Source organism: Gluconobacter sp. Dm-44, from assembly GCF_018256175.1.
GTDB classification, from domain to species: domain Bacteria; phylum Pseudomonadota; class Alphaproteobacteria; order Acetobacterales; family Acetobacteraceae; genus Gluconobacter; species Gluconobacter cadivus.
This window is the reverse complement of the sequence record NZ_JAERLZ010000001.1, coordinates 369,626-393,298: the sequence shown is the minus strand read 5'-3', so window position 1 is coordinate 393,298 and position 23,673 is coordinate 369,626. Positions and strand designations below refer to the sequence as shown.

At 61.0% G+C, this 23,673-nt stretch carries 22 protein-coding genes; 11 read left to right on the top strand and 11 right to left on the bottom strand.

What is annotated here, in order from left to right:
- Positions 1–9: 9 nt before the first annotated feature.
- Together gorA and JK213_RS01805 are read left to right on the top strand one after the other, a co-directional pair.
- On the top strand, positions 10–1,404 hold the full coding sequence (gorA, locus tag JK213_RS01810) for a glutathione-disulfide reductase (RefSeq protein WP_194261605.1): 1,395 nt from the start codon (positions 10–12) through the stop codon (positions 1,402–1,404).
- Between the two features lie 80 nt (positions 1,405–1,484).
- Entirely contained in the window at positions 1,485–3,524 is a 2,040-nt protein-coding gene (locus JK213_RS01805; protein WP_194261604.1) for an FUSC family protein, read from the top strand.
- A gap of 6 nt (positions 3,525–3,530) precedes the next feature.
- Here JK213_RS01805 and JK213_RS01800 read toward each other — a convergent pair whose 3' ends face one another.
- Positions 3,531–4,355 (bottom strand): alpha/beta fold hydrolase, encoded by an 825-nt coding sequence (locus tag JK213_RS01800; RefSeq protein ID WP_099285398.1) that lies wholly within the window; start codon positions 4,353–4,355, stop codon positions 3,531–3,533.
- Positions 4,356–4,421: 66 nt separating this feature from the next.
- Positions 4,422–4,835, bottom strand: a complete 414-nt coding sequence (locus JK213_RS01795; RefSeq protein ID WP_174694200.1) for a hypothetical protein — start codon at positions 4,833–4,835, stop codon at positions 4,422–4,424.
- 209 nt (positions 4,836–5,044) lie between these two features.
- Here JK213_RS01795 and alkB point away from each other — a divergent pair, with 209 nt between their 5' ends.
- From alkB to gltX, 5 genes are all read left to right on the top strand, one after another.
- Positions 5,045–5,698, top strand: a complete 654-nt coding sequence (gene alkB, locus JK213_RS01790) for a DNA oxidative demethylase AlkB (protein ID WP_194261603.1) — start codon at positions 5,045–5,047, stop codon at positions 5,696–5,698.
- A gap of 47 nt (positions 5,699–5,745) precedes the next feature.
- Positions 5,746–7,134 (top strand): class II 3-deoxy-7-phosphoheptulonate synthase, encoded by a 1,389-nt coding sequence (locus JK213_RS01785; RefSeq protein ID WP_194261678.1) that lies wholly within the window; start codon positions 5,746–5,748, stop codon positions 7,132–7,134.
- The gene (locus JK213_RS01780; protein ID WP_194261602.1) at positions 7,134–8,348 is read left to right on the top strand and encodes a nicotinate phosphoribosyltransferase; all 1,215 of its coding nucleotides are present in this window, start codon (positions 7,134–7,136) and stop codon (positions 8,346–8,348) included. The genes JK213_RS01785 and JK213_RS01780 overlap by 1 nt, the downstream gene beginning before the upstream one ends.
- Positions 8,345–8,809 (top strand): hypothetical protein, encoded by a 465-nt coding sequence (locus JK213_RS01775; protein WP_099285394.1) that lies wholly within the window; start codon positions 8,345–8,347, stop codon positions 8,807–8,809. Before JK213_RS01780 ends, JK213_RS01775 begins: the two co-directional genes overlap by 4 nt.
- A 98-nt stretch (positions 8,810–8,907) precedes the next feature.
- Positions 8,908–10,242, top strand: coding sequence for a glutamate--tRNA ligase (gene gltX / locus JK213_RS01770; protein ID WP_194261601.1), 1,335 nt, complete (start codon positions 8,908–8,910; stop codon positions 10,240–10,242).
- A gap of 48 nt (positions 10,243–10,290) precedes the next feature.
- Here the strand turns inward: gltX and JK213_RS01765 are convergent, their stop codons facing one another.
- From JK213_RS01765 to cysS, 4 genes are read right to left on the bottom strand one after another with little or no spacing between them, the layout of a single operon-like run.
- Positions 10,291–11,175 (bottom strand): aldose 1-epimerase family protein, encoded by an 885-nt coding sequence (locus tag JK213_RS01765; protein WP_194261600.1) that lies wholly within the window; start codon positions 11,173–11,175, stop codon positions 10,291–10,293.
- A 13-nt stretch (positions 11,176–11,188) separates the two neighbouring features.
- Positions 11,189–12,181 carry an ion channel gene (locus JK213_RS01760; RefSeq protein ID WP_194261599.1) on the bottom strand — a complete coding sequence of 331 codons (993 nt, stop codon included), beginning with the start codon at positions 12,179–12,181 and terminating at the stop codon, positions 11,189–11,191.
- A gap of 4 nt (positions 12,182–12,185) precedes the next feature.
- Positions 12,186–12,962 (bottom strand): RNA methyltransferase, encoded by a 777-nt coding sequence (locus tag JK213_RS01755; RefSeq protein WP_099285569.1) that lies wholly within the window; start codon positions 12,960–12,962, stop codon positions 12,186–12,188.
- Positions 12,963–12,964: 2 nt separating this feature from the next.
- Positions 12,965–14,323 (bottom strand): cysteine--tRNA ligase, encoded by a 1,359-nt coding sequence (gene cysS, locus JK213_RS01750; protein ID WP_194261598.1) that lies wholly within the window; start codon positions 14,321–14,323, stop codon positions 12,965–12,967.
- Between the two features lie 84 nt (positions 14,324–14,407).
- Between cysS and JK213_RS01745 the strand changes: the two genes are divergently transcribed.
- Entirely contained in the window at positions 14,408–15,805 is a 1,398-nt protein-coding gene (locus JK213_RS01745) for an MATE family efflux transporter (protein ID WP_194261597.1), read from the top strand.
- On the opposite strand, the gene JK213_RS01740 is transcribed toward JK213_RS01745, so the two are convergent.
- A complete protein-coding gene (locus tag JK213_RS01740; protein ID WP_194261596.1) occupies positions 15,759–16,973 on the bottom strand; it encodes an MFS transporter in 1,215 nt (404 codons plus the stop codon). The two genes, JK213_RS01745 and JK213_RS01740, sit on opposite strands and share 47 nt — an antisense overlap.
- Positions 16,974–17,072: 99 nt before the next feature.
- Positions 17,073–17,543, bottom strand: coding sequence for a BON domain-containing protein (locus tag JK213_RS01735; protein ID WP_062033644.1), 471 nt, complete (start codon positions 17,541–17,543; stop codon positions 17,073–17,075).
- Between the two features lie 365 nt (positions 17,544–17,908).
- On the opposite strand from JK213_RS01735, the gene rpsD reads away from it, so the two are divergent.
- The 3 genes from rpsD (at position 17,909) to JK213_RS01720 (ending at position 20,858) form a co-directional block, all read left to right on the top strand.
- Entirely contained in the window at positions 17,909–18,526 is a 618-nt protein-coding gene (gene rpsD, locus JK213_RS01730; RefSeq protein WP_099285388.1) for a 30S ribosomal protein S4, read from the top strand.
- A gap of 164 nt (positions 18,527–18,690) precedes the next feature.
- The gene (locus JK213_RS01725) at positions 18,691–19,095 is read left to right on the top strand and encodes a hypothetical protein (RefSeq protein ID WP_228125351.1); all 405 of its coding nucleotides are present in this window, start codon (positions 18,691–18,693) and stop codon (positions 19,093–19,095) included.
- A 215-nt stretch (positions 19,096–19,310) separates the two neighbouring features.
- Positions 19,311–20,858, top strand: coding sequence for a peptide chain release factor 3 (locus JK213_RS01720; RefSeq protein ID WP_099285386.1), 1,548 nt, complete (start codon positions 19,311–19,313; stop codon positions 20,856–20,858).
- Between the two features lie 38 nt (positions 20,859–20,896).
- Here JK213_RS01720 and mtnK read toward each other — a convergent pair whose 3' ends face one another.
- From mtnK to JK213_RS01705, 3 genes are all read right to left on the bottom strand, one after another.
- On the bottom strand, positions 20,897–22,084 hold the full coding sequence (gene mtnK / locus JK213_RS01715; RefSeq protein WP_194261595.1) for an S-methyl-5-thioribose kinase: 1,188 nt from the start codon (positions 22,082–22,084) through the stop codon (positions 20,897–20,899).
- Positions 22,081–22,779, bottom strand: a complete 699-nt coding sequence (locus tag JK213_RS01710; protein ID WP_194261594.1) for a hypothetical protein — start codon at positions 22,777–22,779, stop codon at positions 22,081–22,083. Before JK213_RS01710 ends, mtnK begins: the two co-directional genes overlap by 4 nt.
- A 71-nt stretch (positions 22,780–22,850) precedes the next feature.
- Positions 22,851–23,663, bottom strand: coding sequence for an endonuclease/exonuclease/phosphatase family protein (locus JK213_RS01705; protein WP_194261676.1), 813 nt, complete (start codon positions 23,661–23,663; stop codon positions 22,851–22,853).
- Positions 23,664–23,673: the final 10 nt, after the last annotated feature.

Below are 23,673 nucleotides of genomic sequence, written 5' to 3'. Positions count from 1 at the left end.
AAGGCCGGAATGATGCAGGATTTTGATCTGTTCGTTATTGGTGCCGGATCGGGCGGAGTGCGCTGTGCGCGCATTGCCGCCCAGAACGGAGCGCGCGTCGCGATTGCGGAACGCCGTCACTGGGGCGGAACCTGCGTCAATCTGGGCTGCGTGCCCAAGAAACTGATGGTCTATGCGGCCGATTATGGTCGCGAGATCGCCGATGCCCCGTCTTATGGATGGGACGTCGCACCGGTCGCGCATGACTGGTCCACGCTGATCAGCGCCAAGGACCGCGAGATCGAGCGCCTCAACCGCATCTATGTGTCGATGCTGGAAAAGGCCGGGGTCACGTTGTTCACGGGCGATGCGCGTTTCGTGGACGCCCATACGGTCGAAATCGGCCCGTCCGAACTCGCACCGGACACGTCCGTCCAGCGGGTCCGGGCGAAGAACATCGTGATTGCCACGGGCTCCACGCCCACACGTCTGAATATCCCCGGCGCCGAGCATGCGATCGTCTCGGACGATGCCTTCCATCTGGCGGACCGCCCCGAGCGCGTCGCCGTGATCGGCAGCGGCTATATTGGCCTAGAATTTGCCGGGATTTTTGCAGGGCTGGGGTCGAAGGTCGATCTGGTGTTCCGCCAGTCGCACCCTCTGCGCGGGTTCGACAACGAACTGCGCGCCCATCTCTCCGAACTGCTGCCACTGAACGGCATCAAAGCGCATCCCGGACGCTCGCCGGAGCGGATCGAGAAGGTCGGCGAAATTTTCCGTCTGCATCTTGAAGGCGGCGAGATCATCGAGACGGACTGCGTCTTCATGGCGACGGGCCGTCATCCCAATCTGGCCCCGCTCAAGCTCGATAATGCGGGTGTGGCCACATGGGATGGCCGTATTCCGGCCAAACCTGACGATGCGACCACCAACGTGCCCGGCATCTATGCCATCGGTGACGTGACGGACACCTACAATCTTACGCCGACCGCCATTGCCGAAGGTCATATCCTCGCCGAGCGGCTGTTTGGCGAACCGGGCCGGGAGTGGTCTTTCGCCACGACGCCCAAGGCTGTGTTCTTCTCCCAGCCGCTTGCCACGGTGGGTCTGAGCGAAGAAGACGCCGTACAGAGCCATGACGTGGATATCTACACATCCAGCTTCACGCCGATGCGCCAGACGCTTTCAGGTCGCAAGGGCAAGACCCTGATGAAGCTCGTCGTGGACGCAAAGAGCCAGATCGTGCTGGGCGCCCACATGATCGGCCCGGATGCGCCGGAAATCATTCAGGGCCTGGCCATTGCGATTACGGCAAAGCTGACGAAGCGGGATTTTGATCGCACGATCGGCCTGCACCCCACCAGCGCGGAGGAATTCGTGACCATGCGAAGCCTCACACGCCACGTTCCCCGAAAAGCAGGCTGACACATCATGACGGCGCGTACTGGTCTCACGGAGGCCCGGCAGTCGGGCCGTCACAGAATCTCTGAAGGGCAAGACCGGGCATGAAGTTTGGCTGGCTGTTTGCCCCGTCCATCACGTCCGTCATGTTCGCCCTCCGCACCACGGTCGCCTCGCTTCTGGCGCTGGCGATCGCGCTGTGGATGGAACTCGGTGAGCCGCAATGGGCCGCCATGACCGTCTGGATCGTCGCCCAGAATTCGCGTGGCGAGAGTATTTCCAAAGGACGCTGGCGTCTGGTCGGTACCGTCATCGGAATGGTGATGGCCATTATCCTCATGGCAGCGTTCCCCCAGTCTCCGTGGTTGTTCCTGCCGGCCCTTGCCATCTGGGTCGGGCTGTGCGCGGGTCTTGCCACGCTGACACACAACTTCCGCGGTTATGCGCTCGTGCTTGCGGGCTATACCTGCACCATCATCGCGCTGGGCGCGGTGAAGGAGCCGGACCACGTCTTTAATATCGCGATGGCGCGGGGAACCTATATTTTTCTTGGCGTGATCTGCGAGACGGCGATGGGCATGATTGCGCTTCCCAATGTCGCCGGACGTGCACGTGAAGAACTGCGGAACCGTCTTCAGGCTATTCTGACCCGCGCCATCCCGGCGCTGACGGCTGTCCTGCGCCAGAAAACGGGCGCGACGGATGATCTGTCCGCGCTGCTGGGGTCTCTTCAGGCCTCCAGCGATCAGATCGAATTCAGCCGTATCGAGATCCGTAGCGAAGGCAACGAGGTCGAACACGCCTATGTCACGCTCGGACTGGTTGCGCGCGTTCTGTCGCGTGGACTGGGCCTGCGGACCCGTATGACGTCTGTGACGCACCAGCCCGAAGCCCTGCGGCCGTTCCTGGAAAATATGGCTAATGCGCTGGACGGCTTGCCGGAGCGTCTGGTGACGGATCGGCGCGGAATCGGTGCTCTGGTGCAGGCCGAGGCCCTTCTGGCGGAATGTCGCGGGCGCATGCAGACGGTCCTGCCTCGCGACGACGAGGATTCCCTCAACGAGGGCATCATCCTCACGGGCGTGGAAGTCATGCTGTCCGATCTGTGCGAGACCCTGCGCTCCTATCGGGCCAGCGTGGATGGGGCACCAGTGTCCGAACGGCATCGCCTGACCCGCAATCCGGACTGGCGCGCGTCCATGCGCAACGGCATCCGCACGACCGTGGCGTTGCTGTTCGGGGCCTATGTCTGGGAAGTCACGGCATGGCCGCAGGGCAGCGTGTTCCTGACCTTCATCGCCGTGGTCTGTGCGCGTTTCGCAACCTTCGAGAACACCGTTCTGCTGAGTTCTGCATTCTTCTACGGTGCGGTTTTCGCGGCTCTGGGAAGCATTATCCCGGTCTTTATCGTTATGCCGGTTACGGCGAATTATCCGTTCTTCTGCCTCGTGGTTGGATTCTTCATGATGATCGGCGGGTTGGCAGCCCGCAATCCGTCCACGGCGGTCATGGCGGCATCCTATGGGACGTTTTTTCCATTCCTGCTGGGAATGGACAATCAGGGACGTATCAACGAACTCGGCTGGTTCAATACCACCATCGCCCTGTTGCTCGGCCTTGGAGCGGGTGTGGTGATCTTCCGTGCCATCCTGCCGTTTACTCCAGCTCGTGCGGGCGAAGTCCTGCGCTATCAGCTCAAGCGTAGCCTGCGACGTCTGGCGCTGCCGGGTGTCGTGATGGACGAATATGTCTGGATCAACGAAGGCACGCAGAGCATGGAGCGCGCCGTGCGCTTTGCAGGCTCCCTGTCCAGCGACCGCGCAGAGGCCATGTTGCGCGGAACGCTTTCGGTGCTGACGGTCGGACGAAACGTTCTGATGCTGCGTAAACTCGCACAGCATGGAAGCCTGCCGGACACGGCGGTTGCGGCGGTGGACGGGCTGGTTCGCAACCTGTCCCGTCGCAAGCTGCCTCTGACGCACACAACCGCGACCATCGACCCGACGCTCGACGAGCTTTATGCGCTGGAACGCCAGTCACAGGACCCGTCGATCCGCCATGATCTGGTTCTGGCCATCGGGTCCCTGCTGATCGTGCGGACTGAAATGCCGGTCAGCAGGGCGTTTCTCAAAGGCGCGTTCTGAAGCGTCTCAGGGCGTGGCGAGGAAGCGGAGCAGATCCTCGTTCACCCGCTCGGCATGGGTCATGAAAAGTCCGTGCGGGGCGCCCTCATAGGAAATCCAGGTCGAACCCGGAATGGCCGCCGCGGCCTTCTCGCCAGAAATTTCCGCCGGAACGGTTGAATCACCTGTTCCATGGATCACCAGCGTCGGAACGGTAAAGGCCTGAAGATCCGGACGGAAATCGGTCGTGCCCCAAGCATCCACGCAGTCCAGCGTGGCCATCGGGCTAGCCATGCTGGCCAGCAGGAAGGACCAGTCCAGCACGCCCTGACTGACGGGGTGATGGATCATGCTGACGCCGTAGAAGTCTGGAATGAAATCTTTCAGGAAGCCAAAACGGTCCTGACGGATTTTCTGCTTGATGCCGTCGAGCACAGCAATGTCCACGCCTTTAGGATTGTCGGACGTCTTGAGCAGGAACGGCACGACGGACGACAGCAGGACGGTTTTGGAAATGCGTGAACGACCATGTCGGCTCAGATAGCGGGCGACTTCGCCGCCGCCCATGGAGAAGCCGACCAGCGTCGCATCCCACAGATCTAGCTGTTCGAGAATGACCGCCAGATCGTCGGCGAATGTATCGTAGTCGTAGCAGTCGATCGGGTGGCCGGACTGGCCAAAGCCGCGCCGGTCATAGGTGATGACGCGATAACCCGCCTCCACCAGTGCAAGCGTCTGTTTTTCCCACATGTCCCCGGTGAGGGGCCAGCCATGAATCAGGACGACAGGCTTGCCTGCCCCCATGTCCTTGACGTGCAGGCTCGTTCCATCAGTGGCGGTGATATACGGCATGGTTCTGATCCTCGAAGGAAGTCATACGGGGATCAGAACTTGCTGCCGGGGTTTTGGTTGCGTGTCTTACCAGCCGTTTCCGCGCGGCGCGACATAGCCGTTGCCGGTGGCGTCGCCGAGCTGGCCGGACTGCGTGTTGTTGCTACCCTGATAGGACGATCCAAACTTGGAGAGGTTTGCGCCCGTTACGGAATCACGTTCCACACCCGCCTCATGATCCGGGTCCGGGCCATGCTCGAAATCGTTGGAAGGCGTATCGGAATAGCCCGGAGGCGGCTTGCGATGGCCGCGTGCCCGGAAATGCTCGCCGCCTGTCGTGGCCTGCTGCTTGGCGTCCGTCTGCCCCTGATTCGGCTGCACGGGAAGGGTCGTGCCGGAGGCATAAGGCTGACCGAACGTCGCGGTCTGGGCCTGTGCCGCCCCTGCCACTAGGGCAGTTGCCAGCAGGGCGTGGCAGAAGAAACGGGAAGAGGACAACATGTGATCCAGTCCTTGGCCGATCATGACAACAAAACTGCCTTGCAGAGTTCTGATAACGTCATGGTCTGACATTCATCGGCAAGGCGGCATATCGTTTTATAATCGGCCTGCTTTGATCCGGGTTCAAGAGTTCTTTTCCTGTGCAACGTTCCCATATGCAGGGTCATGCCGAAATTCGGGAAATTTTATCGCCGTTCGGAGAGAGGTTGATGGAGGATCTTTTCGCGTCTCTGCGTCCCAGAACCGTTCTGGCGGAGGGCGCGGTGTGGTTGCCCGGCTTTGCACTGCCGGATGCTTCTGCGCTCCATCAGGCCATTACGGATGTCAGCGCCATCGCACCCTTCCGGCATTTTCACACGCGCATGGGGCCGATGTCCGCCGCCATGACCTCCTGCGGAGCCTGTGGCTGGACAGCCGATCCATCGGGATATCGCTACACCCGGACCGATCCACAGACCGGCCTGTTCTGGCCAGCCATGCCGGACGCACTTCGTCATTTTGCTGTCCGGACGGCAGCGGAAGCGGGATATGACGGCTTCGATCCCGCCTCCTGCCTCATCAACCGCTATGCGCCGGGAGCGGGCATGGGGCTGCATCAGGACCGTGACGAGGGGCGGCCGGAAGCGCCGGTTGTGTCAGTTTCCCTTGGCGTCCCGGCACGTTTTTCGTTTGGTGGCCTTACACGGAATGAGCCCAAGCGCATCATCGAACTTCTGGATGGGGATGTCATGGTCTGGGGTGGGGCATCGCGCTTTGCGTGGCACGGGGTCTCCCGCATTCGCGAAACATTCCATCCGCAGACAGGTGCCATGCGATACAATCTGACGTTTCGCGCTATCAACGTCGCGCTTTTTCGGCCATAACCAGCCCCCCGCAACTCCTGCATTCACATCCTTCCGGAGGGCATTTGATGCACCCCTCGAGCCAGACCCCGACGTCCACCAACACGATGTCCTGGTCTCCTGCAAGCTGGCGTTCCCGCCCCATCGTCCAGGCTCCATCCTATGCGGATGAAGCGGCGCTTGCTGCTGTCGAAGCTCGTCTGCATCGATATCCACCGCTGGTTTTTGCGGGGGAAGCCCGTCGCCTCAAGACCCGTCTGGCCGCAGCATCGCGTGGTGAGGCTTTTGTCCTTCAGGGCGGCGCTTGTGCCGAGAGCTTCGACGAGTTCACGGCTGACATCGTGCGCGACACGTTCCGCGTCCTGCTCCAGATGGCTGTGGTCCTGACATTCGCTGCCAAAGTTCCGGTCGTGAAGATCGGTCGTATGGCCGGGCAGTATGCCAAGCCGCGCTCGTCCAATACCGAGACGATCAATGGCGTGACGCTGCCGTGCTATCGCGGTGACATCATCAACGGTCCCGAGTTCACACCCGAAGCCCGTATTCCTGATCCGCGCCGCATGGAGACCGGATATTTCCAGTCTGCTGGCGTGATGAACCTGCTTCGTGCTTTCGCGCATGGCGGTTATGCGAACCTGCATCAGGTCCATAGCTGGAATTTGGGCTTCGTGGAGCGTTCTCCGCTCGCCGCGCGCTATCAGGATCTGGCCCATCGCATCGACGAGACTCTCTCCTTCCTGCGCGCCTGCGGCTTTGACGGCTCAGCGTCGCAGATCGACGAGACGGAGTTCTACACGTCTCACGAAGCCCTGCTCCTGCCGTACGAACAGGCCCTGACCCGCGTGGACAGCACGAGCGGTGCCTATTACGACTGCTCGGCGCATTTCCTGTGGATCGGCGATCGCACCCGTCAGCCCGACGGCGCGCATGTCGAGTTCCTGCGCGGCGTGCAGAACCCGATCGGCATCAAGGTCGGCCCGACCACGACGGTTGCGGACCTTGAAAAGCTGCTCGAAATCCTGAACCCGAATGACGAGGCCGGTCGCATCACGCTGATTTCGCGCATGGGCAAGGACAAGGTGCGTGAGCATCTGCCGCCGCTGCTCGATGCCGTAAACCGCACGGGCCGCACCGTGACATGGCTGTGCGATCCGATGCATGGCAACACCACGACCACGGCCAGCAAGATCAAGACCCGCTCTTTCGACAATATTCTTGGCGAGGTGCTCGGCTTCTTCGATGTGTTCGAGGCTGCGGGCCGTCGTCCGGGCGGGATCCATCTTGAAATGACCGGTCAGGACGTCACGGAATGCATCGGTGGAGCCCAGTGCCTCACCGAAGACGATCTGGCGGGTCGCTATGAAACATTCTGTGATCCGCGCCTTAATGCGGAACAGTCCCTTGAAATGGCCTTCCTTCTTGCTCAGGAATTGACGGGACGAGCAGGAAAGAAATAATGACCGCTTCCGATCCCCAGAATACTCCACAAGCCGCGCTCCGGCGCGCGCTTGGCACTCTCGGCCCGCTGGACGAGACAACCATCGAAGCGCGGACGGACGCCTATTTCGGGCGAACGCGGCATATCGTGGAGCATTTCGGAGATTCCCGCGTCACCTATGCGGTGTTCATCCGCCGCCCGGTGATTGCGGCCTGCGGTCTGGTCACACAGTGGCTGAAGAACGTGGCGGAAGCGCAGGGCTTCGACCTTGAATGCCGGGAAATGTATGCCGAAGGCGAGTGGGTTGGCGCGGGTGAACCGCTCCTGTACCTGACCGGCAGTTTCAGCTGTCTGGCGCCGCTGGAAACGCTGGTGCTCCAGCGGATCGGCTCGACCTGCGTGGCCGCCCATAACGCCTATCAGATGGCCATGGCGCTCCCCTCCATTCCGTTTCTCGCGATGGACGCCCGCCACTGTGCGGGCTTTGAGATGCAGGAACAGATGGCCTATGCGGCGGGCGTCGGCTCCCGCGCGGCCCGCAAGGAAGGCGCTCGCGGCTTCATCGGCAATGCCAATGACGCCACGGCCGGTTTCTTCGGTCTTGAGGCCGGTCTGGGCACGATGCCCCATGCCCTGATCGGATATGCAGGCTCCACGCTGCGTGCGGCGGAGATGTATGACGAGGTCTATCCGAACGATCCGCTGACGGTGTTGGTGGACTATTTCGGGCAGGAAATCACGGATGCGCTCGCCGTCTGCCGCCGCTTCCCCGAGCGTGCTGCGAAGGGCCATCTGAGCGTCCGTCTGGATACGCATGGTGGGCGCTTCCTTGAAGGACTGGACCCCCAGACCTCATATGGTGTGCTTGAGCGTCACACGCCGGGCACCATCCGCCGCTACCGTTCCGATCAGGAACTGCGCGATCTGGTGGGAACGGGCGTGTCGGCGGCAGCAATCTGGCGCATGAGGGAGGCTCTGGATCATGCAGGGTTCCATCATGTCAGGATCGTTGCCTCTTCCGGCTTCAACGTCGCCAAATGTTCGACGATGCGGGACGCTCATGCCCCGATCGACGTGATCGGCAGCGGGTCCTTCATCCCCGACCGCTGGTCCGAAACCTATGCAACGGCTGATATCGTGGCCTATGACGGGCAGCCCCGCGTCAAACTCGGACGCGAGTTCCTGCTCCAGAAGGTCCGTGACAGCCACGAGACATCCAAGGACATTTCATGACCGACGATACGATTGACCCTGTCGAAGGCGCCCCCGAAAACGACCCGCAGACGGGAACGTGGAGCGTACGCATCATCGACCTGTCCGGCGCTTCGGAAGGCGAGGATGACACGGTTGAGGTGGTCAAAGACTTCATCGACCTGATGCACGCCAACGCCTATGCCCGCGCTTACGTCCGCGACAGCATCGAGCGGTGCCGCACTCCGGGTGCGAGCAGCAAGGAAGTGATCGAGAACTGGTTCGCTTTCGGTGAAAACGCCGAAGTCGTGGACGCTGGCGAGGATGGCTGGAAGTCCTCCACGGAACTCGAAGACTTTGCAGCCAGCCGCGCGACCCCGATGGAGCGTGACTGGCGCGCCATTGATCCGCGTCGTCTCGTTGATGACGAGGAAATCGCCGGTCCGCCGGATGATGATGACGACGAGGACGACGAAAACCGCCACGAAGTGATCCGTCACTGAACACCGGATGCAGGGAAGGGGCCTCCCCCCTTCCTTCGCATGGCTCTTCATAAAAACCCGCTCTGGCAACGCGGCGCATCATGCGGCATTAAGGCGTCATGAAACTGCGCTTCGCTCCGTCCCCGACCGGTTACCTGCATGTTGGCAATGCGCGCCTTGCCGTCGCCAACTTCCTTTTCGCACGCCATAACGGCGCAAAATTCCTGCTGCGGATCGACGATACCGATACCAGCCGGGGCAAGCCCGAATATGAAGAGGCCATCGGCAAGGACCTATCCTGGCTGGGGTTGAAGTGGGACGAATATGTCCGCCAGTCCGAGCGACTGGACCGTTATGCCGAAGTCATCGAAAAGCTGAAGGCGACAGGCCGTCTCTATCCCTGCTTTGAGACGGAATACGAACTGAATGCCAAGCGCGAAGCCCGCATCCGTGCGGGCAAGGCACCGATCTATGACCGCGCCATGCTCAAGCTTACGGCTGACCAGCGCGCGCGCGCCGAAGCCAACGGCAAGACCCCGCACTGGCGCTTCCGCCTGAGCGATGGCAGCCGCAAATGGAACGACCTCGTCATGGACGAGTGCTCGGTCAAGCTGACGGCCATTTCCGATCCGGTTCTGGTGCGTGGGGACGGTACAATCCTCTACACGCTGGCGTCCGTGATCGACGATCTGGATCTTGGCATAACCCATATTGTCCGTGGCGAAGACCATGTGACCAACACCGGCGTGCAGATCGACATTGCCGAAGCGCTGGATGCGAAGCCCAACCGTTTCACCTTCGCGCATCTCCCACTTTTGCTGGATTCCGATGGTGGCAAGCTGTCGAAGCGGTTCGACTCGCTTGCGCTGAAATCCCTGCGTCAGGACGGGCTGGAGCCGATGTCGATCGTCTCCTATCTCGCCCGCGTCGGTTCTTCGGATGATCCGCAGGTCATGACGATGGACGAGGCCATTGCGGCCTATGACATCTCGCATGTTTCCAAGTCGGCCGCGCGGTTCGACATGACGCAGCTTCTCGCCCTGAACCGCCGTGCGCTGCACAGCCTGCCGTTCGAGGCGGCAAAAGCGCATCTTCCGCCAGAAGCCGACGAGACGTTCTGGAATGCCGTGCGCGGAAACGTGGATCTCTCCGCCGAGATCCCGCACTGGTGGGATGTGGTGCATGGCACGATCGTCCCGCCCTCACAGCCGGAAGACCGTGAGTTCCTTCAGCAGGCCCTCGACACCCTTCCCGCCGAGCCGTGGGGCGAGGACACCTGGAAGGACTGGACCAACACGCTCAAAGAAGCTTCGGGCCGCAAGGGGCGCACCCTTTTCATGCCGCTGCGTCTGGCCCTGACGGGTGAGGATGCCGGTCCAGAACTGCATGTTCTTCTCGGCCTGATGGGGCGCGAGCGCACGGTTTCCCGTCTGCGGGACGCCATTCAGGCCTGACCCTGTTGCCCCGTCGCGCTTTTCAACAACCGCGACGGGGTTGATCTTTCAGATCGCCTTGACGGACCAGAACGCCGTCCAGCTTTCGCCCGGCTTCAGATGTAATAGGCCGGGTTTCTGTGAAAAATCGCCCTTGAAGCCAACCGGCGTTGCATAGCCGTACCAGGGCTCGATGCACAGGAAATCGGCTCCGGGTTTCGTCCACAGGCCAAGTTCTTTGAAGCCGCCCCAGACGAACCGGATACCCGCTCCGTCCGGACCGCCCATGTCCACGGACCGGCTTTCGGGCTTCTCCATGATGAGCGCGTCTTTTTCAAAAAGCGCATCCGTCAGTGCAAGGACGTTGTCCCGGACCGGCGTATGCTGTTTTTCCGGCAAAAGCAGTCCGTCAGCGTCAATGCGCCGGACGGGCAAGGGTTCGTCATATTCAAAAACCAGCCTGTAGCTGTCTTTTGTTACGCCCTCTTTCAGCGGCCAGCGGAACGCCGGATGTGCGCCGAGGGAGGCATGGAGCGTGCTGGTGCTGTCCGGATTATGCAGATGATACGAGACGCGCAGGGTGTTGTTCTCGATCAGATAGACCAGTCGCAGCCTGAATGCGGATGGGAAGAGCGCGCGGCTTTCGGCATCGTCCACCAGTTCCAGCGTGCAGCCTTCGGGTGTCCGTGCGATCCAGCGGAAGACCCGGTCCCGCGCTAAGCCGTGCTGTTTCAGCCGGACGGGCGTGCCATCGAGCGTGATCTCGTATTCTGGGAGTCGGCCAATAATCGGAAACAGGACCGGCGACTGTCTCGGCCATGCCGGTCCTGCGTTCCAGAGCAGATCGTCCGTCCCGTTATGCAAGGCGACCAGTTCGGCGCCATGGCTTCTGACCGAGGCCTTCAGCAGGCCGGTCCCGAAATCATGTCTGTCGTCTGTCACGATATCCGTCATGGGATGTCTCCTGTCAGGGGGTAGGATCAGGCGTTTGCGGCGTATCGCCCGGCTCGGTCGTATGGAAGCGACGGAAATCGACCTCCACGCGCCCGTCCGGACGATTGGCGATCATATCCGAAAAACGATAGCCGTGTTTCACATGTCCGATCTCATAGGCATGACGGGCAAAAACGGTCTGGGATGAGATTTCGTCCGTTCCGTCCATCGTGATAATAATTTCCGCGTTCTGGTCAATCAGAGTCTCTGCGGACAGGCCATAAAGCGGGCTCTGGCCGTCGATCAGATGCGTGGCATTCAGGCTGATGCGGAAGATCGGCATGTGGGACTGCACCAGCGTGAGCCGGTCGAAACGCCGGACCAGACGCCCGCGCTCGTCCGGCATCAGGCGGGTGAGCGTCATCTCGATATTGGCGGACAGGATCAGGGTGCGGCGCTGGTTGGCGATGCGGATCGTGAGGGTGGGGATCACGTCGTCATAGGAGACGACCGCGACATGGCTGAACAGAACGCGGGCACGGGGGCGTGAAAAGCGGGCGAAGACCAGTCCTGTGGCGAGCGCGTTCAGCATCATGCCTGCCAGAACTTCGAACGACACGATGGTGTTCGTCAGGCGTCCGACGGGCGACATGGTGCCATAACCGACGGTTGAAATCGTTTGAACGCTAAAGAAAATATCGTCGAGGAAATCGCCGTCCGGAATACCACTGACGCTGTGCGGGATGATGTAATACATCAGCGCAAAGCCGATATTGATAACCAGATACAGCCCGATCGAGGCCCAGAAGAACATGAACCAGCTCATGGTCATCAGGGTATGGTAGAGGTCTCCAAGAGCGCCGGAATCCAGACCTGTGCGGATGATGTCGCTGCGGCCGTTCTCTTCGAGGACATGCGCCCGGATCCTGTTGACCGTCTCGACGACGGTGGGATGTCCGTGCTGTGATTCTGGCGCCCCCGGATCAGGTCGGGCTTGCATCCGTTTCCGGTGGCGCCAGTGAATCATGGGGTCAGCTCCTGTTCCTGCGGGCGCTGCTCAGTTCGCTGACAACGCCGTGAAGGGTGCGAAGCTCCTGTTCCGTGACTTCGCCTCTGGTGAAGAAATGACGCAGATTGCGCACCATGCCGGGGCGTTTCTGCTCGTTTCGAAGGAAATTGGTCTCATCCAGATCGCGGATGAGATGGGACATGAAATTCTCCATCTCCCCCTTCGTCGCCACATGCGTCTCATTGGTCATGAGTTCGCGTGGTGGCGTCATGTCCTCGGTCAGGAACCACTCATAGGCCATGATCAGCACGGCCTGTGCGAGGTTGAGGGACATGAATTTCGGGTTGAGCGGATAACGGACCAGCGTATCGGCGCGGGCCATATCCTCGTTGTCCAGACCGGCGCGTTCGGGTCCGAACAGGATGCCGGTGCGCAGACCGCGGGTAGAGGCGACGCGCAGTTCGGCCGCGGCACCTCGCGCGGTCATGACCGGCTTGACCACATGGCGCGGGCGCGGGCACGTCGCGAAAATGCGGTGCAGGTCGGCCACGGCATCGTCCACCGTCTCGAACACCTGAGCCGCGTCCAAGATCCGGTCCGCGCCCGACGACGCATACCAAGCGCGTTCCTGCGGCCAGCCGTCGCGCGGGGCCACGATCCGCAGATGGAACAGGCCGCCATTCGCCATGGCGCGCGCCGTCGTGCCGATATTCTCGGCAAGCTGCGGGCGCACAAGGATCACAACCGGATCAAAATCTCCAAGGGGGCCGATATCCGCCCCGCCGTCACGTCCGGTCATGATTACGCCTTCCGCCATGTTGTGCCACCGGGGCCGTCTTCAAGGGTGATACCATCGGCGGCAAGCTGCGCGCGGATGGCATCGGCGCGGGCGAAATCGCGGGACTTTCGGGCTGCAAGACGCTCTTCGATCAGTGCTTCGATCGCACCCGCATCGACACCGGACTGAAACCACTCGGCGGGCGTCACATTGAACAGACCTAGCATCTTTCCAGCAGCCAACAGGCTGGAGGCCGTGTCCTGATCGCCCTGCATGGCGGCATCCGCCAGCGGGTGAAGGGCGGCGATGGCCAAAGGCGTGTTCAGATCATCGCACAATGCGTCCATGACCGCTGCCGGAACAGCCGCACCCGGCTGCGCATTGCCGCGTTCAAGTGCCCGGTACAGCCGGTCCAGAACCCGGCGGGCTTCTTCCAGCTTGTCCCAGCTGAAATCCAGCGTGGAGCGGTACTGCGCGCCCAGATAGAGCAGGCGCAGCGGTTCCGCGGGCGAGCGGTCCAGCACTTCGCGGATCGTGAAGAAGTTGCCGAGAGATTTCGACATTTTCTCGCCGTTCGACAGCAGCATCCCGTTATGGACCCAGTGCGTGGCGAACTTGCCATGCGGATGGCAGCACATGGACTGCGCGCGTTCGTTTTCATGATGCGGAAACAGCAGGTCGTCGCCGCCGCCATGAATGTCGAAGCTCTCGCCCAGATAACGGTGTGACATGGCCGAGCATTCGATATGCCAGCCCGGACGTCCGCGCCCATAGGGGCTGTCCCAGCCCGGCAGCTCCGGCTCGGACGGCTTCCACAGCACGAAATCACCCGGATCACGCTTGTAGGGCGCGACTTCAACACGGGCGCCCGCGATCATGTCATCGAGCGAGCGTCCGGACAGCGCACCATAGGACGGGAAGCTGCGGACTGCGAACAGCACATGCCCTTCGGCTTCATAGGCATGTCCGGTTTCGATCAATTGCGCGATCATTTCCAGCATATCGTCGATATGATGGGTCGCGCGGGGCTCGATATCGGGCGGAAGAATGAAGAGTGACGCAAGATCTTCATGAAAGGCCTGCGTCGTGCGGTCGGTCAGGGCGGAAATGTCCTCGCCGTTCTCTTTCGCGCGTGCGTTGATCTTGTCGTCCACGTCGGTGACGTTGCGGACGTAAGTGACGCGCGGATACAGCGTCCGCAGCAGACGAATGAGGATATCCGCGCACATCATGGCGCGCAGGTTGCCCAGATGCGCGCGGTCATAGACGGTCGGTCCGCAGAAATAGACGCGCACATTCTCAGGATCGAGGGGCGTGAACGGTCGCTTTTCGCGAAGATGGGTATCGTGCAGGCGGAGCACGTGTGCAGCAGGATCGGCCATATGCCGATCAATGCGCCAGCCTTGGTTTGGGCGCAACAGGCTTGTTACTCTTGTCGGCAGGTTTGACGCCTGTATTAGGGAGGCATGAGCAGCACCTTTTCCAGTCATCCGCCGTCTGACCCAACAACGCCACGCAATCATGCCTTAACGCTCGTGCGGATTGCGCTGCCACTGGCTTTGTCGCAGCTCTCCGAAATGGCGATGGGTGTCACGGATACGGTCCTGCTCGGTGGACTGGGTGTGACAGAACTGGCCATTGGTGGTCTGTCCAGCACGTTCTTCTTCACGACGATGGTGACGTTCCAAGCCGTGCTCGGCGGGGCAGGGGTGCTTCTGTCACATGGACGCGGCGCGGAAGATCATGGTCGCACGTCCCATGACGGGCGCAGCGTCATGAGCGCAACCCTCTTACTCGCCATTGCGGTTTTCGTTCCGTGTGCCCTGCTGCTAGCCTTTTCGAAAACCATCTTCACTTCCATCGGCGAACCGGCGGAAGTCATCACACATGGCAGCCGCTTCATTGATATTCTGCTGCTGTCACTTCTGCCTGATCTGGCTGTCATTGGCGTTCTGCGTGTCGCGCTGCCAGCGCTCGGCGCCGAGACACTGCTGCTCTGGATCATGCCCGCCATGGCGGTCTGCAATGGGCTGACCAATGCGGCGCTGATTCACGGCTGGGCGGGGCTTCCCGCTATGGGGCTTTATGGTTCCGCAACGGCCACGACCCTGACAGGCTGGGTCGTCAGCTTTGCCCTGTTCGGTCTCTGCCTGACTCATGAGCGCGTCCGGGCGGTTCTGAAGCCAGCGCCTGTGCAGTGGGCCGTCATGAAGGATCTGCTGAAGCTCGGCGGCCCGATGATGATGGGGGCTGCGGCGGAAATCCTGATGTTCCAGATCACCAGTCTGCGTGCCGGTGAACTCGGAACGCCCAGTCTTGCGGCGCATCAGGTTGCGGTTAATGTCAGTTCGCTGCTGTTCATGGTGTGTCTGGCGATCGGTCAGGCGACAAATGTGCGTGTGGCGTACTGGCGCGGAGCGGGGCGTATGGAACAAGGCCGCCGCGCGGCTCTGACCGGAATGGGCATCGTTCTGATGTGGAGCCTTGCCACATCCTCGCTGCTGCTGATCTGGCCTGAAAAGATCCTGCCGCTTTATTTCTCGAATCGTGCGCCGGACCCCGAAACCACGGCGCTTGTCGTAACGCTTCTCAAGATCGCCGGGCTCTACCAGATCGCAGATGGTCTGCAATGCGTCTTCAACGGTGCGCTTCGGGGCTGCGGAGATGCCGTGACGCCCATGCTGATTGCCATGGCGAGTTATGGTCTGGTCGGGCTGGTGTTCGGAGGATGGCTGGCCTTCCACCAGCATGTTGGTGTGGAAGGCCTCTGGATCGGTATGGCGTTGGCACTGGCCACGACCTGCGTGGCCTTCGGGATCAGGCTGCTTCGCGTGATGCGGAGGCCCGTGCCTGCCATATCGTAAACCCGTAGATCACCAGTCCCAATGCCGAGAACAGCGCTCCGCCCCAGCCAACGGACCCCAGCCCCAGCCCTGAACTGACCAGCACCGCCCCCAGCCATGCTCCGAAGGCGTTGGCGAGATTGAACGCCGAATGGTTGAGCGAGGCGGCGAGGGTCTGGGCATCTCCGGCAACTTCCATCAGGCGGGTCTGGAGGGCGGGGGAGAGCATGATGATGCCGGCTGGAACCAGAAAGGTGATGGGCAGCATGGCGTAGGGCGAGGGTAGCAGCAGCCAGAAGCCCAGCATGAAGACAATGCTTCCCGTGAAGGAGACGATCACCGTCCGGTCGATGCTGCGGTCAACCATGGCTCCGCCAAACGCATTGCCCGCCACCATGCCCAGCCCCCATACGACCTGATAGACAGCCACGAGCCAACCCGGAAGCTGCGTCACTTCCGTCAGTCCGGTCGTCAGAAAGGTGTAGATCCCGAACAAGCCGCCAAATCCGACCGCGCTGGTTAGCAGCGTCAGCAGAACCTGCGGGCGTTTGAACGCGCCGAGTTCGGTGAGTGCGGTTGCGCCCGGATGAGGCCTGTCGCGCGGTGCGAAGAACCAGATTCCCACAAAGCACACGGCGCCCAGAGCCGCGATCGTGCCATAGGCCACGCGCCATCCCACATGATTGGCGGCATAGGTCGAGAGTGGCGACCCGATAACGGTCGAAATCATGATGCCTGACAGCACCCGTCCGACCGCGCGTCCGCGCCGGGCCCGCTCGACCATCGACGCGCCGATCAGGGCTGAAACGCCAAAGAAGGCCCCGTGAGGCAGGCCCGTGATGAAGCGCATGAGTTCGATGCCCGCAAAGCTGGGCATCAGGATGCTGCCAATATTGCCCGCGATGAACAGGCATAACAGGCAGAGCAGGAGCGTGCGGCGTGGCAGGCGCGCGCCCAGGATCGCAATCAGCGGCGCTCCGATGACGACGCCCATGGCATAGGCGGAAATGGCCCAGCTTGCCTGCGAAATGGTGATGTTCAGGGAGTGTGAGAATTCCGGCAGCAGACCCATCATGGCGAATTCGCCGGTGCCGATGGTGAATGTCGCTAGCATGAGGGACAGCATGGCCGGTTCGACACCGTGGGGTGGGCGCACCCGTTCGACGTCGAGAGGTTCGATGGAGTCCATAAGGAGAATTCCGGGAATGGAGGTCAGGACCGTTCTGCCAGTGCCGGATCGTGAAACGCAGTCGTGGCTCCCCATCTCGGAGGAGCCACGACGAACAGATCAGTTCTCGGTCGGCAGTCGGATGGTCTGACCCGGATAAATGTCATCCTTGGCCGTGACAAGCGGTTGATTGGCATCAAGCAGTTCATCGCCGGTGATGTCCTGCGGCAGCTTGTCCGCCACTTCGTCCAGCGTCTTGCTCGTCTTGATTTCCAGAAACTCCGGCTCCGGCGTTCCGGCCGGGACGGCAATTTCGGCTTCAACAGCCGAGACGCCTGCAACATTGCCTGCCGCAAGTATCATCTGGTCGCGGTCCTTGGCGTTGTCCGCCTTGCCGCGCAGATAGATCGTGCGATCGTCGATCACCAGATGGGACATGTGCATCTGGGCGAGGCCGAATCTTTTGAAGGCACGCTTGATGACGCTCTCCCCGGGCTTGGGGGGCAGAGGCGCATCAAGGGACTGCACCAGTCCTTCGAGGGAACCTTCGCCGATACGGCCGGCTTTGGGATTGAAGCGGTAGGTTTTCATACGGAAACTCGAAAAAACGTGTTGCTCCCCTTCAGGAGTGCTCGGGAAAAAGCGAAGGGGAGTTCCGGACAGTTAGCGCAGCCGGAGTTGATGTGGTTGCGTACTTTCCGCGCCCCCACTGCAAGAAAATGACATGGCTTGCAAGCAGGTTTTGATTGACCGCGATCGGGGACTCCTGTAGGCGCGACGGCACAGCCGGAAACGTGGACGTACCGGCCGGTCCAACAGCGCGGGAGTCTGCAATCCCGCCGGCCCGGCATCTGGGTGCGCGCCCGCTCTTTCCAATCCGGGAGAGGGCCTACCGGCACAACAAAACGGACCGCCATGCAGCATGGGGTGGTTCTGATGAGTACAGGGGTCAACCCATGTCAAAGCGTCTTGAGAGCAAGTACAAGATCAACCGCCGCCTCGGCGTCAACCTGTGGGGCCGTGCCAAGTCCCCGGTCAACCGTCGCGAATACGGCCCCGGCCAGCACGGTCAGCGCCGCAAGCAGAAGCCGTCCGACTTCTCCATCCAGCTGATGGCCAAGCAGAAGCTCAAGGGCTACTACGGCAACATCAGCGAGAAGCAGTTCCGCAAGTATTATGACGAAGCCGTCCGTCGCAAGGGCGATACGTCCGAGAACCTGATCGGTCTGCTCGAGCGTCGTCTGGATGCCGTCGTGTACCGCCTGAAGTTCGCGATCACGCCGTTCGCATCGCGTCAGTTCATCAGCCACGGCCACGTCACGGTCAACGGCAAGAAGGTGAACATCCCGTCCTACCTCGTGAAGGAAGGCGACGTCATCGAAGTCCGTTCCTCCTCCAAGCAGCTCGCCATCGTGCTTGACGCTGTCCAGACGGGTGAGCGCGACACGCCGGAATACGTTGAAGTCGATCACCGCCAGATGAAGGGCACGTTCCTGCGTGTTCCGGTTCTCTCGGACGTGCCGTACCCGGTGCAGATGGAACCGAACCTGGTCGTCGAGTTCTACTCCCGCTGATCCTGAGCCGGGCCTCATGGCCCGGATCGGAACGCGACCGGAAAATGCCGGATGGGATTTCCCATCCGGCATTTTTTTGTGCCAGGGCCGTAGGCTTCCGTATCCTGTTGCACGGATAGTCTACTGGTCATTACTGTTGCATGACGTTTGCAAAGGATCCGGGGATGCGCACTCCTATCGCTGTGAGGTTATGCCTGATGCTTCTGGCACTGCTCAGTGCGCCTGCCCTCTCCAAAGGGATCAATACTTTTGTCCCGCCCGTGCACGTCCCGGTCGATCTTCCACGGAATTACGCCGTGACGTCTGCGCAGACCTTTGAAGGATCCGGGCATTACGTGGACGCCCCGCAGGAACGGGTCATGGCCCCGCCCCCGCTCCGTCTCACGCGTGTCGGCAAAGCCTGGCAGTTCCTGCGCAGCGTTCTGCCTGGCGGGAAAGGAGATATATCCAATTCAGGCACTCTGCATGACCCTGTCTCAGGGAGTGCCATCGGGAAATTCGGCGAAGCCTATGCCACATCAGGCCCGATGGGAACCGGAATCGCACCCCATGGGAACACCGTGGACTAAGCGGCTTCGTCATCAAATCGACATTTCCCTAAAGAGCAGTCCTCCCATCCCTTGACGGGGCATGGGTCCTTCTGCACATTGCCGCCTTCCCGATGGAATAGGCTTCGATCAGGGGTGTCCTCTGCTTCTGCTGCCCGGTGATCTGCCTGTCTGGGTACTCTGTCTGGGCACCATGAAGGTTCCAGTCCCGGGTCTTTCTTTTTGCCGGAGGCATCATGTCAGAGGCGCAGAGCGCTGAAATCAGCCGCGAGATCGCTCGCCGGCGTACGTTCGCAATCATTTCCCACCCTGACGCCGGTAAGACGACCCTGACCGAACGCATCCTGCGGGCGGGTGGCGCGATCCAGATGGCGGGCAATGTCCGCGCCAAGGGCGAACGCCGCCGCACGAAGTCCGACTGGATGGGCATCGAGCGCGACCGTGGTATTTCCGTCGTCACTTCGGTCATGACGTTCGAGTACGGCGACTGCGTTTTCAACCTGCTCGACACTCCGGGCCATGAAGACTTCTCCGAAGACACCTACCGGACCCTGACGGCCGTGGATTGCGCGGTCATGGTCATCGATGCCGCCAAAGGCATCGAAGACCGGACCCGCAAACTGTTCGAAATCTGCCGCCTGCGCGACATTCCCATCGTCACCTTCATCAACAAGATGGACCGTGAGGCGCAGGACTGTTTTGCGCTGCTTGACGAAATTGCCAATACGCTCGCGCTGGACACGTCTCCGGCCACATGGCCGATCGGACGCGCCGCCAAGTTCATCGGCACATACGATCTGCGGACGCAGACAGTGCATACGAAAGAACCTGTCGGCGAGGACGACCCCCGCATCATCCAGATGCGCGAGGAAGTCGAGCTTGCCGAAGCCGCACTGCCTCTGTTCGATCGGGAGTCCTTCGATGCGGGCCATCTGTCTCCGGTCTTCTTCGGCTCGGCCATGAAGGAAATCGGCGTCACGGATCTGCTCGACGCGCTTGTGGCTTATGGTCCGGCACCCCGTGCGCAGCAGACCGAAACCCGCGAGGTGAAGGCTTCCGAAGATCAGGTCACGGCGCTGATTTTCAAAATTCAGGCCAATATGGACCCGAATCATCGCGACCGTATGGCCTTCGCCCGCGTCTGTTCCGGTCGTCTGACCCGTGGGATGCGGTTGAAGCATGTCCGGACCGGCAAGCAGTTCGCCCTGCACACGCCGCAGTTCTTCTTCGCCCGCGACCGCCAGCTTGCCGAAGAGGCGTTTGGTGGCGACGTCGTCGGTATTCCGAACCACGGCACATTGCGGATCGGCGATACGCTGAGCGAGAGCGAAGACCTGCGTTTCACGGGCGTGCCGCACTTCGCCCCCGAAATCCTGCGTCGTGTCCGTCTTGATGACGCCATGAAGGCCAAGAAGCTGCGTCAGGCTCTTGTGGAACTGGCCGAAGAAGGCGTCGTGCAGCTTTTCCGCCCGCAGGATGGCCTCTCGCCGATCGTGGGTGTGGTCGGAACACTTCAGCTCGACGTGCTGCAGTCGCGTCTGCTGGGCGAGTATGGTGTGACCATCGGCTTTGAGAGCACGCCTTATTCGCTGGCCCGCTGGATTACGGGTGACCGCGCCAAGATCGAGATGTTTCAGGACATGAACCGTTCGGCCATGGCCGACGATCTGGACGGAGATCCGGTTTTCCTCGCGACGTCCTCTTTCATGATGCGCCGGACCATCGAGATGAACCCCGATCTGGCGTTTCACGACATCAAACAGATCGGCATGTCAGCCGCCTGAACATCGAAACCCCGCTCTGCAAGGAGCGGGGTTTTTCTTTACAGCCCCATCAGGGACAGAATATCGGCAAAACTCCGCAGCGACGCGCCCTGCACAACCAGCGTTCGTCCGATCTGGAGCGCTTTCTGTCGTGCCAGAAGCCGATCCTTTTCGGTGCTGCACACTCCATAATCGGCGACCTGCGCAAACCCGACCGTGCGTCGGACCATTTCAAGCCCGCAGAACCCGGCCGTATCGCGCAGAATGCCGTTCAGGAACGTCTCGATCAGATCCTGACGGGTAGCAGGTCCGGACAGAGCCCACTGATCGCCACCCTCCTTTGAGAGGCTGGAGCGTAGTTCTGTCGAGAAGTTCTGCCAGAAGGCCAGCATTTCGTCTCTGAGGAACGCAGCCTTGTGGGGGACGGCGCAGAGATGCAGCGCCAGATTGCCCAGATAAAGCCCGCAATCGAACCCGACCGGCCCCATCGTGGCGAACTCGCCGTCAATGACGCGGACATCCGAACCGTCCAGCATGATGGAGCCGGTGTGCAAATCGCCATGAAGTAGCGCCTGCCTTGCCGTCAGGAAACGCTCCTGAAGCCGACCGACAGCAAGATGCAAAGTCTGGTCGTTCTGAAGCGCTTTCACGTCCTCACGCAGACCGGCCTCCGGTTCCGGGTTACGATCACAGACGCGGTACGGGTCCGTGAGGATCAGATCGACAGTAATGCGGGTGAGGGCGGTATTGCCGGAAAACTGTTCCAGCAGGCGCGCGCCGGTCTCAAACGGCTGGTTCACCCATCCCGTCGCCTGCACGGTTCTGGCCACATAGGTTCCGATCACGGCGGAAAATCCCGGAAGCGCACGATCCGCGATCAGCGCCGATCGCAGAACTTCATGAGCCGTCAGACATTCCATGACGATCAGAAACAGATCTGCATCATAGGCCAAGAACTCCGGCATCAACCCCGGAACGGCAGGCGCCATAGTCTGCATATAGCGCGATTCATACAGCGCCCGCTCCAGAGGCATCGGCCAGTTCGGAGCAACGCGCACATGGGGCAACGCCTGTTTGCAGCACAGTGCCCCCGTCGGACCCGTGACCAGAAACACCGTATTGAGGTTGCCGTCGCTGACCTCCCGAATGCTCCAGTCGTCAGCCTTGCCGCCCAGACGCTCCGAAAGCTCCGGTTGCTGTACGAGCCAGTCCCGCAGGCCCGCAGCATCCAGAATATGATAGGTCATCGGTTTTGCTCCAGCATGGCGGAGAGGGTGGGGACGAGCAGCGCGGGAAGTGGCGTATCAGGCCGGATCAGCATCAATGTTTGATATTCGGCATTGCCCAGACGGCTGCAACGTTCTTTCAGCGCTTCGAAATCCAACATAGTGGTAATCTTCATGCCGACATCCACGATATGCGTTTGCGGATGTTCACAGGCTAGAAGACAACTTTCGATCTGACATTCCGTCTCAGCCACCCCGAGTTCTTCAAAACATTCCGCCATTAACTGGGCTGCAAGATCAATCTGCGCTTCGCCAGCACGGCTTTCCACATTGCCCGCCGGAGCGCCCTGCCAGTAACCGGGCAGGTACAGGGACTGTTCCGAGCGCTGCCCAATCACGATCCCGTCTGTCGTCCGGAAAAGACCCACAACTGCCAGTGGGCGCAGAGAATCTGCCCCATACAGATCTGGTTCCCGCATCTGGGCCAGAACCCGCCTGTATTCTGACCAGTGCCCACGGATGATTTCTTCTTCGATCACATCCGCACAGAAAACACGCCCGTTATAGAGCATGGGGTGCGTCGCGAGCGCGGCATCCCAGTGCGATGCCACACGACTTTCGATTTCTGGCGGCAGTTTCGGCATAGCCCGCTCAACTCGAACCACGACCTGAGGGGCCAAAGGGGTAACGGGCCATGCAGATCGGAAATCAGACATCGATCGCTCCGGGCGGGACAGCGGGAAGGGTACCCTTCATGGACTGGAACCTTCGGCCCTGCAACGCTCTATCAGGGCATGTCCAGTCGGATCGAAACCGGGCAGTGATCCGAAAGACCCGCAGGAGCCGTATCGTTTTTATAGGTCATGACTCGCAGGCTGTCCGGCACGAGCCAGTTCCGTGCCGCATTGCCCAGCAGAATATGGTCGATGAAATATTCGCCGCCCCAGCAGGGACTGGCCTTGCCCGCCGTCGTTAGCATGACAGGTGTTTCAGTCTCGATCTGCTGCATCAGCGGATCATGCAGCGTCAGGCGCCGGTTGAAATCTCCCAGAACAGCATAAGCCTCCCCCTCGTCCTGTCGTTCGAGCATCCAGTCCTGCATGACGCGAACCTGCTGATACAGGGTAGGGCAGGAGTGTTGACGCTGGTTCAGCGGCTGATCCCAGCATCCCGTCTTGAGATGCACGACAAGCAGACGCAGGCTGGCGTGCGCATCACTGATGGTGACATCCAGACCGCCGCGAAGTTGGTGAGGCGCATCTGGTGCCGCGACATTGAGGGCCGAAAGTTCCTCATTGACCGTCACATGCAGATCGCGACGGACGGCGACACCCACCCGCTGTACTACCGCATCAGGCGTCAGGAGAATCTGATATGTTTTGGGACTGAAAACGCGGGAAGCGGCGATCGGGCCGTCCACTTCCTCAAAAGCCACCACATCTGAGTCCAGATGTCGGGCATAGGCCGCGAGTTTTGAAAAATCGCGATGTTCTCCCCCCGGAACATCATCTGGCAGTGCTTCATCGCCCGAGGGGCGAAGGGTCAGCCAGTCCATGTTCCAGGTCGAGAGCTTCAGAATATGCGCTGAAGCTGTTCCCATGCTGGCGATC

Coding starts and splice junctions, on each gene's coding strand:
- JK213_RS01800 (WP_099285398.1), bottom strand. CDS start 4,355: ATGCCGTATATCACCGCCACTGATGGAACGAGCCTGCACGTCAAGGAC.
- cysS (WP_194261598.1), bottom strand. CDS start 14,323: ATGGCCGATCCTGCTGCACACGTGCTCCGCCTGCACGATACCCATCTT.
- JK213_RS01745 (WP_194261597.1), top strand. CDS start 14,408: ATGAGCAGCACCTTTTCCAGTCATCCGCCGTCTGACCCAACAACGCCA.
- JK213_RS01785 (WP_194261678.1), top strand. CDS start 5,746: ATGCACCCCTCGAGCCAGACCCCGACGTCCACCAACACGATGTCCTGG.
- JK213_RS01795 (WP_174694200.1), bottom strand. CDS start 4,835: ATGTTGTCCTCTTCCCGTTTCTTCTGCCACGCCCTGCTGGCAACTGCC.
- JK213_RS01740 (WP_194261596.1), bottom strand. CDS start 16,973: ATGGACTCCATCGAACCTCTCGACGTCGAACGGGTGCGCCCACCCCAC.
- alkB (WP_194261603.1), top strand. CDS start 5,045: ATGGAGGATCTTTTCGCGTCTCTGCGTCCCAGAACCGTTCTGGCGGAG.
- JK213_RS01780 (WP_194261602.1), top strand. CDS start 7,134: ATGACCGCTTCCGATCCCCAGAATACTCCACAAGCCGCGCTCCGGCGC.
- rpsD (WP_099285388.1), top strand. CDS start 17,909: ATGTCAAAGCGTCTTGAGAGCAAGTACAAGATCAACCGCCGCCTCGGC.
- mtnK (WP_194261595.1), bottom strand. CDS start 22,084: ATGACCTATCATATTCTGGATGCTGCGGGCCTGCGGGACTGGCTCGTA.
- JK213_RS01720 (WP_099285386.1), top strand. CDS start 19,311: ATGTCAGAGGCGCAGAGCGCTGAAATCAGCCGCGAGATCGCTCGCCGG.
- JK213_RS01765 (WP_194261600.1), bottom strand. CDS start 11,175: ATGACGGATATCGTGACAGACGACAGACATGATTTCGGGACCGGCCTG.
- gorA (WP_194261605.1), top strand. CDS start 10: ATGATGCAGGATTTTGATCTGTTCGTTATTGGTGCCGGATCGGGCGGA.
- JK213_RS01755 (WP_099285569.1), bottom strand. CDS start 12,962: ATGACCGGACGTGACGGCGGGGCGGATATCGGCCCCCTTGGAGATTTT.
- JK213_RS01805 (WP_194261604.1), top strand. CDS start 1,485: ATGAAGTTTGGCTGGCTGTTTGCCCCGTCCATCACGTCCGTCATGTTC.
- JK213_RS01760 (WP_194261599.1), bottom strand. CDS start 12,181: ATGATTCACTGGCGCCACCGGAAACGGATGCAAGCCCGACCTGATCCG.
- gltX (WP_194261601.1), top strand. CDS start 8,908: ATGAAACTGCGCTTCGCTCCGTCCCCGACCGGTTACCTGCATGTTGGC.
- JK213_RS01775 (WP_099285394.1), top strand. CDS start 8,345: ATGACCGACGATACGATTGACCCTGTCGAAGGCGCCCCCGAAAACGAC.
- JK213_RS01710 (WP_194261594.1), bottom strand. CDS start 22,779: ATGTCTGATTTCCGATCTGCATGGCCCGTTACCCCTTTGGCCCCTCAG.
- JK213_RS01705 (WP_194261676.1), bottom strand. CDS start 23,663: ATGGGAACAGCTTCAGCGCATATTCTGAAGCTCTCGACCTGGAACATG.
- JK213_RS01725 (WP_228125351.1), top strand. CDS start 18,691: ATGCGCACTCCTATCGCTGTGAGGTTATGCCTGATGCTTCTGGCACTG.
- JK213_RS01735 (WP_062033644.1), bottom strand. CDS start 17,543: ATGAAAACCTACCGCTTCAATCCCAAAGCCGGCCGTATCGGCGAAGGT.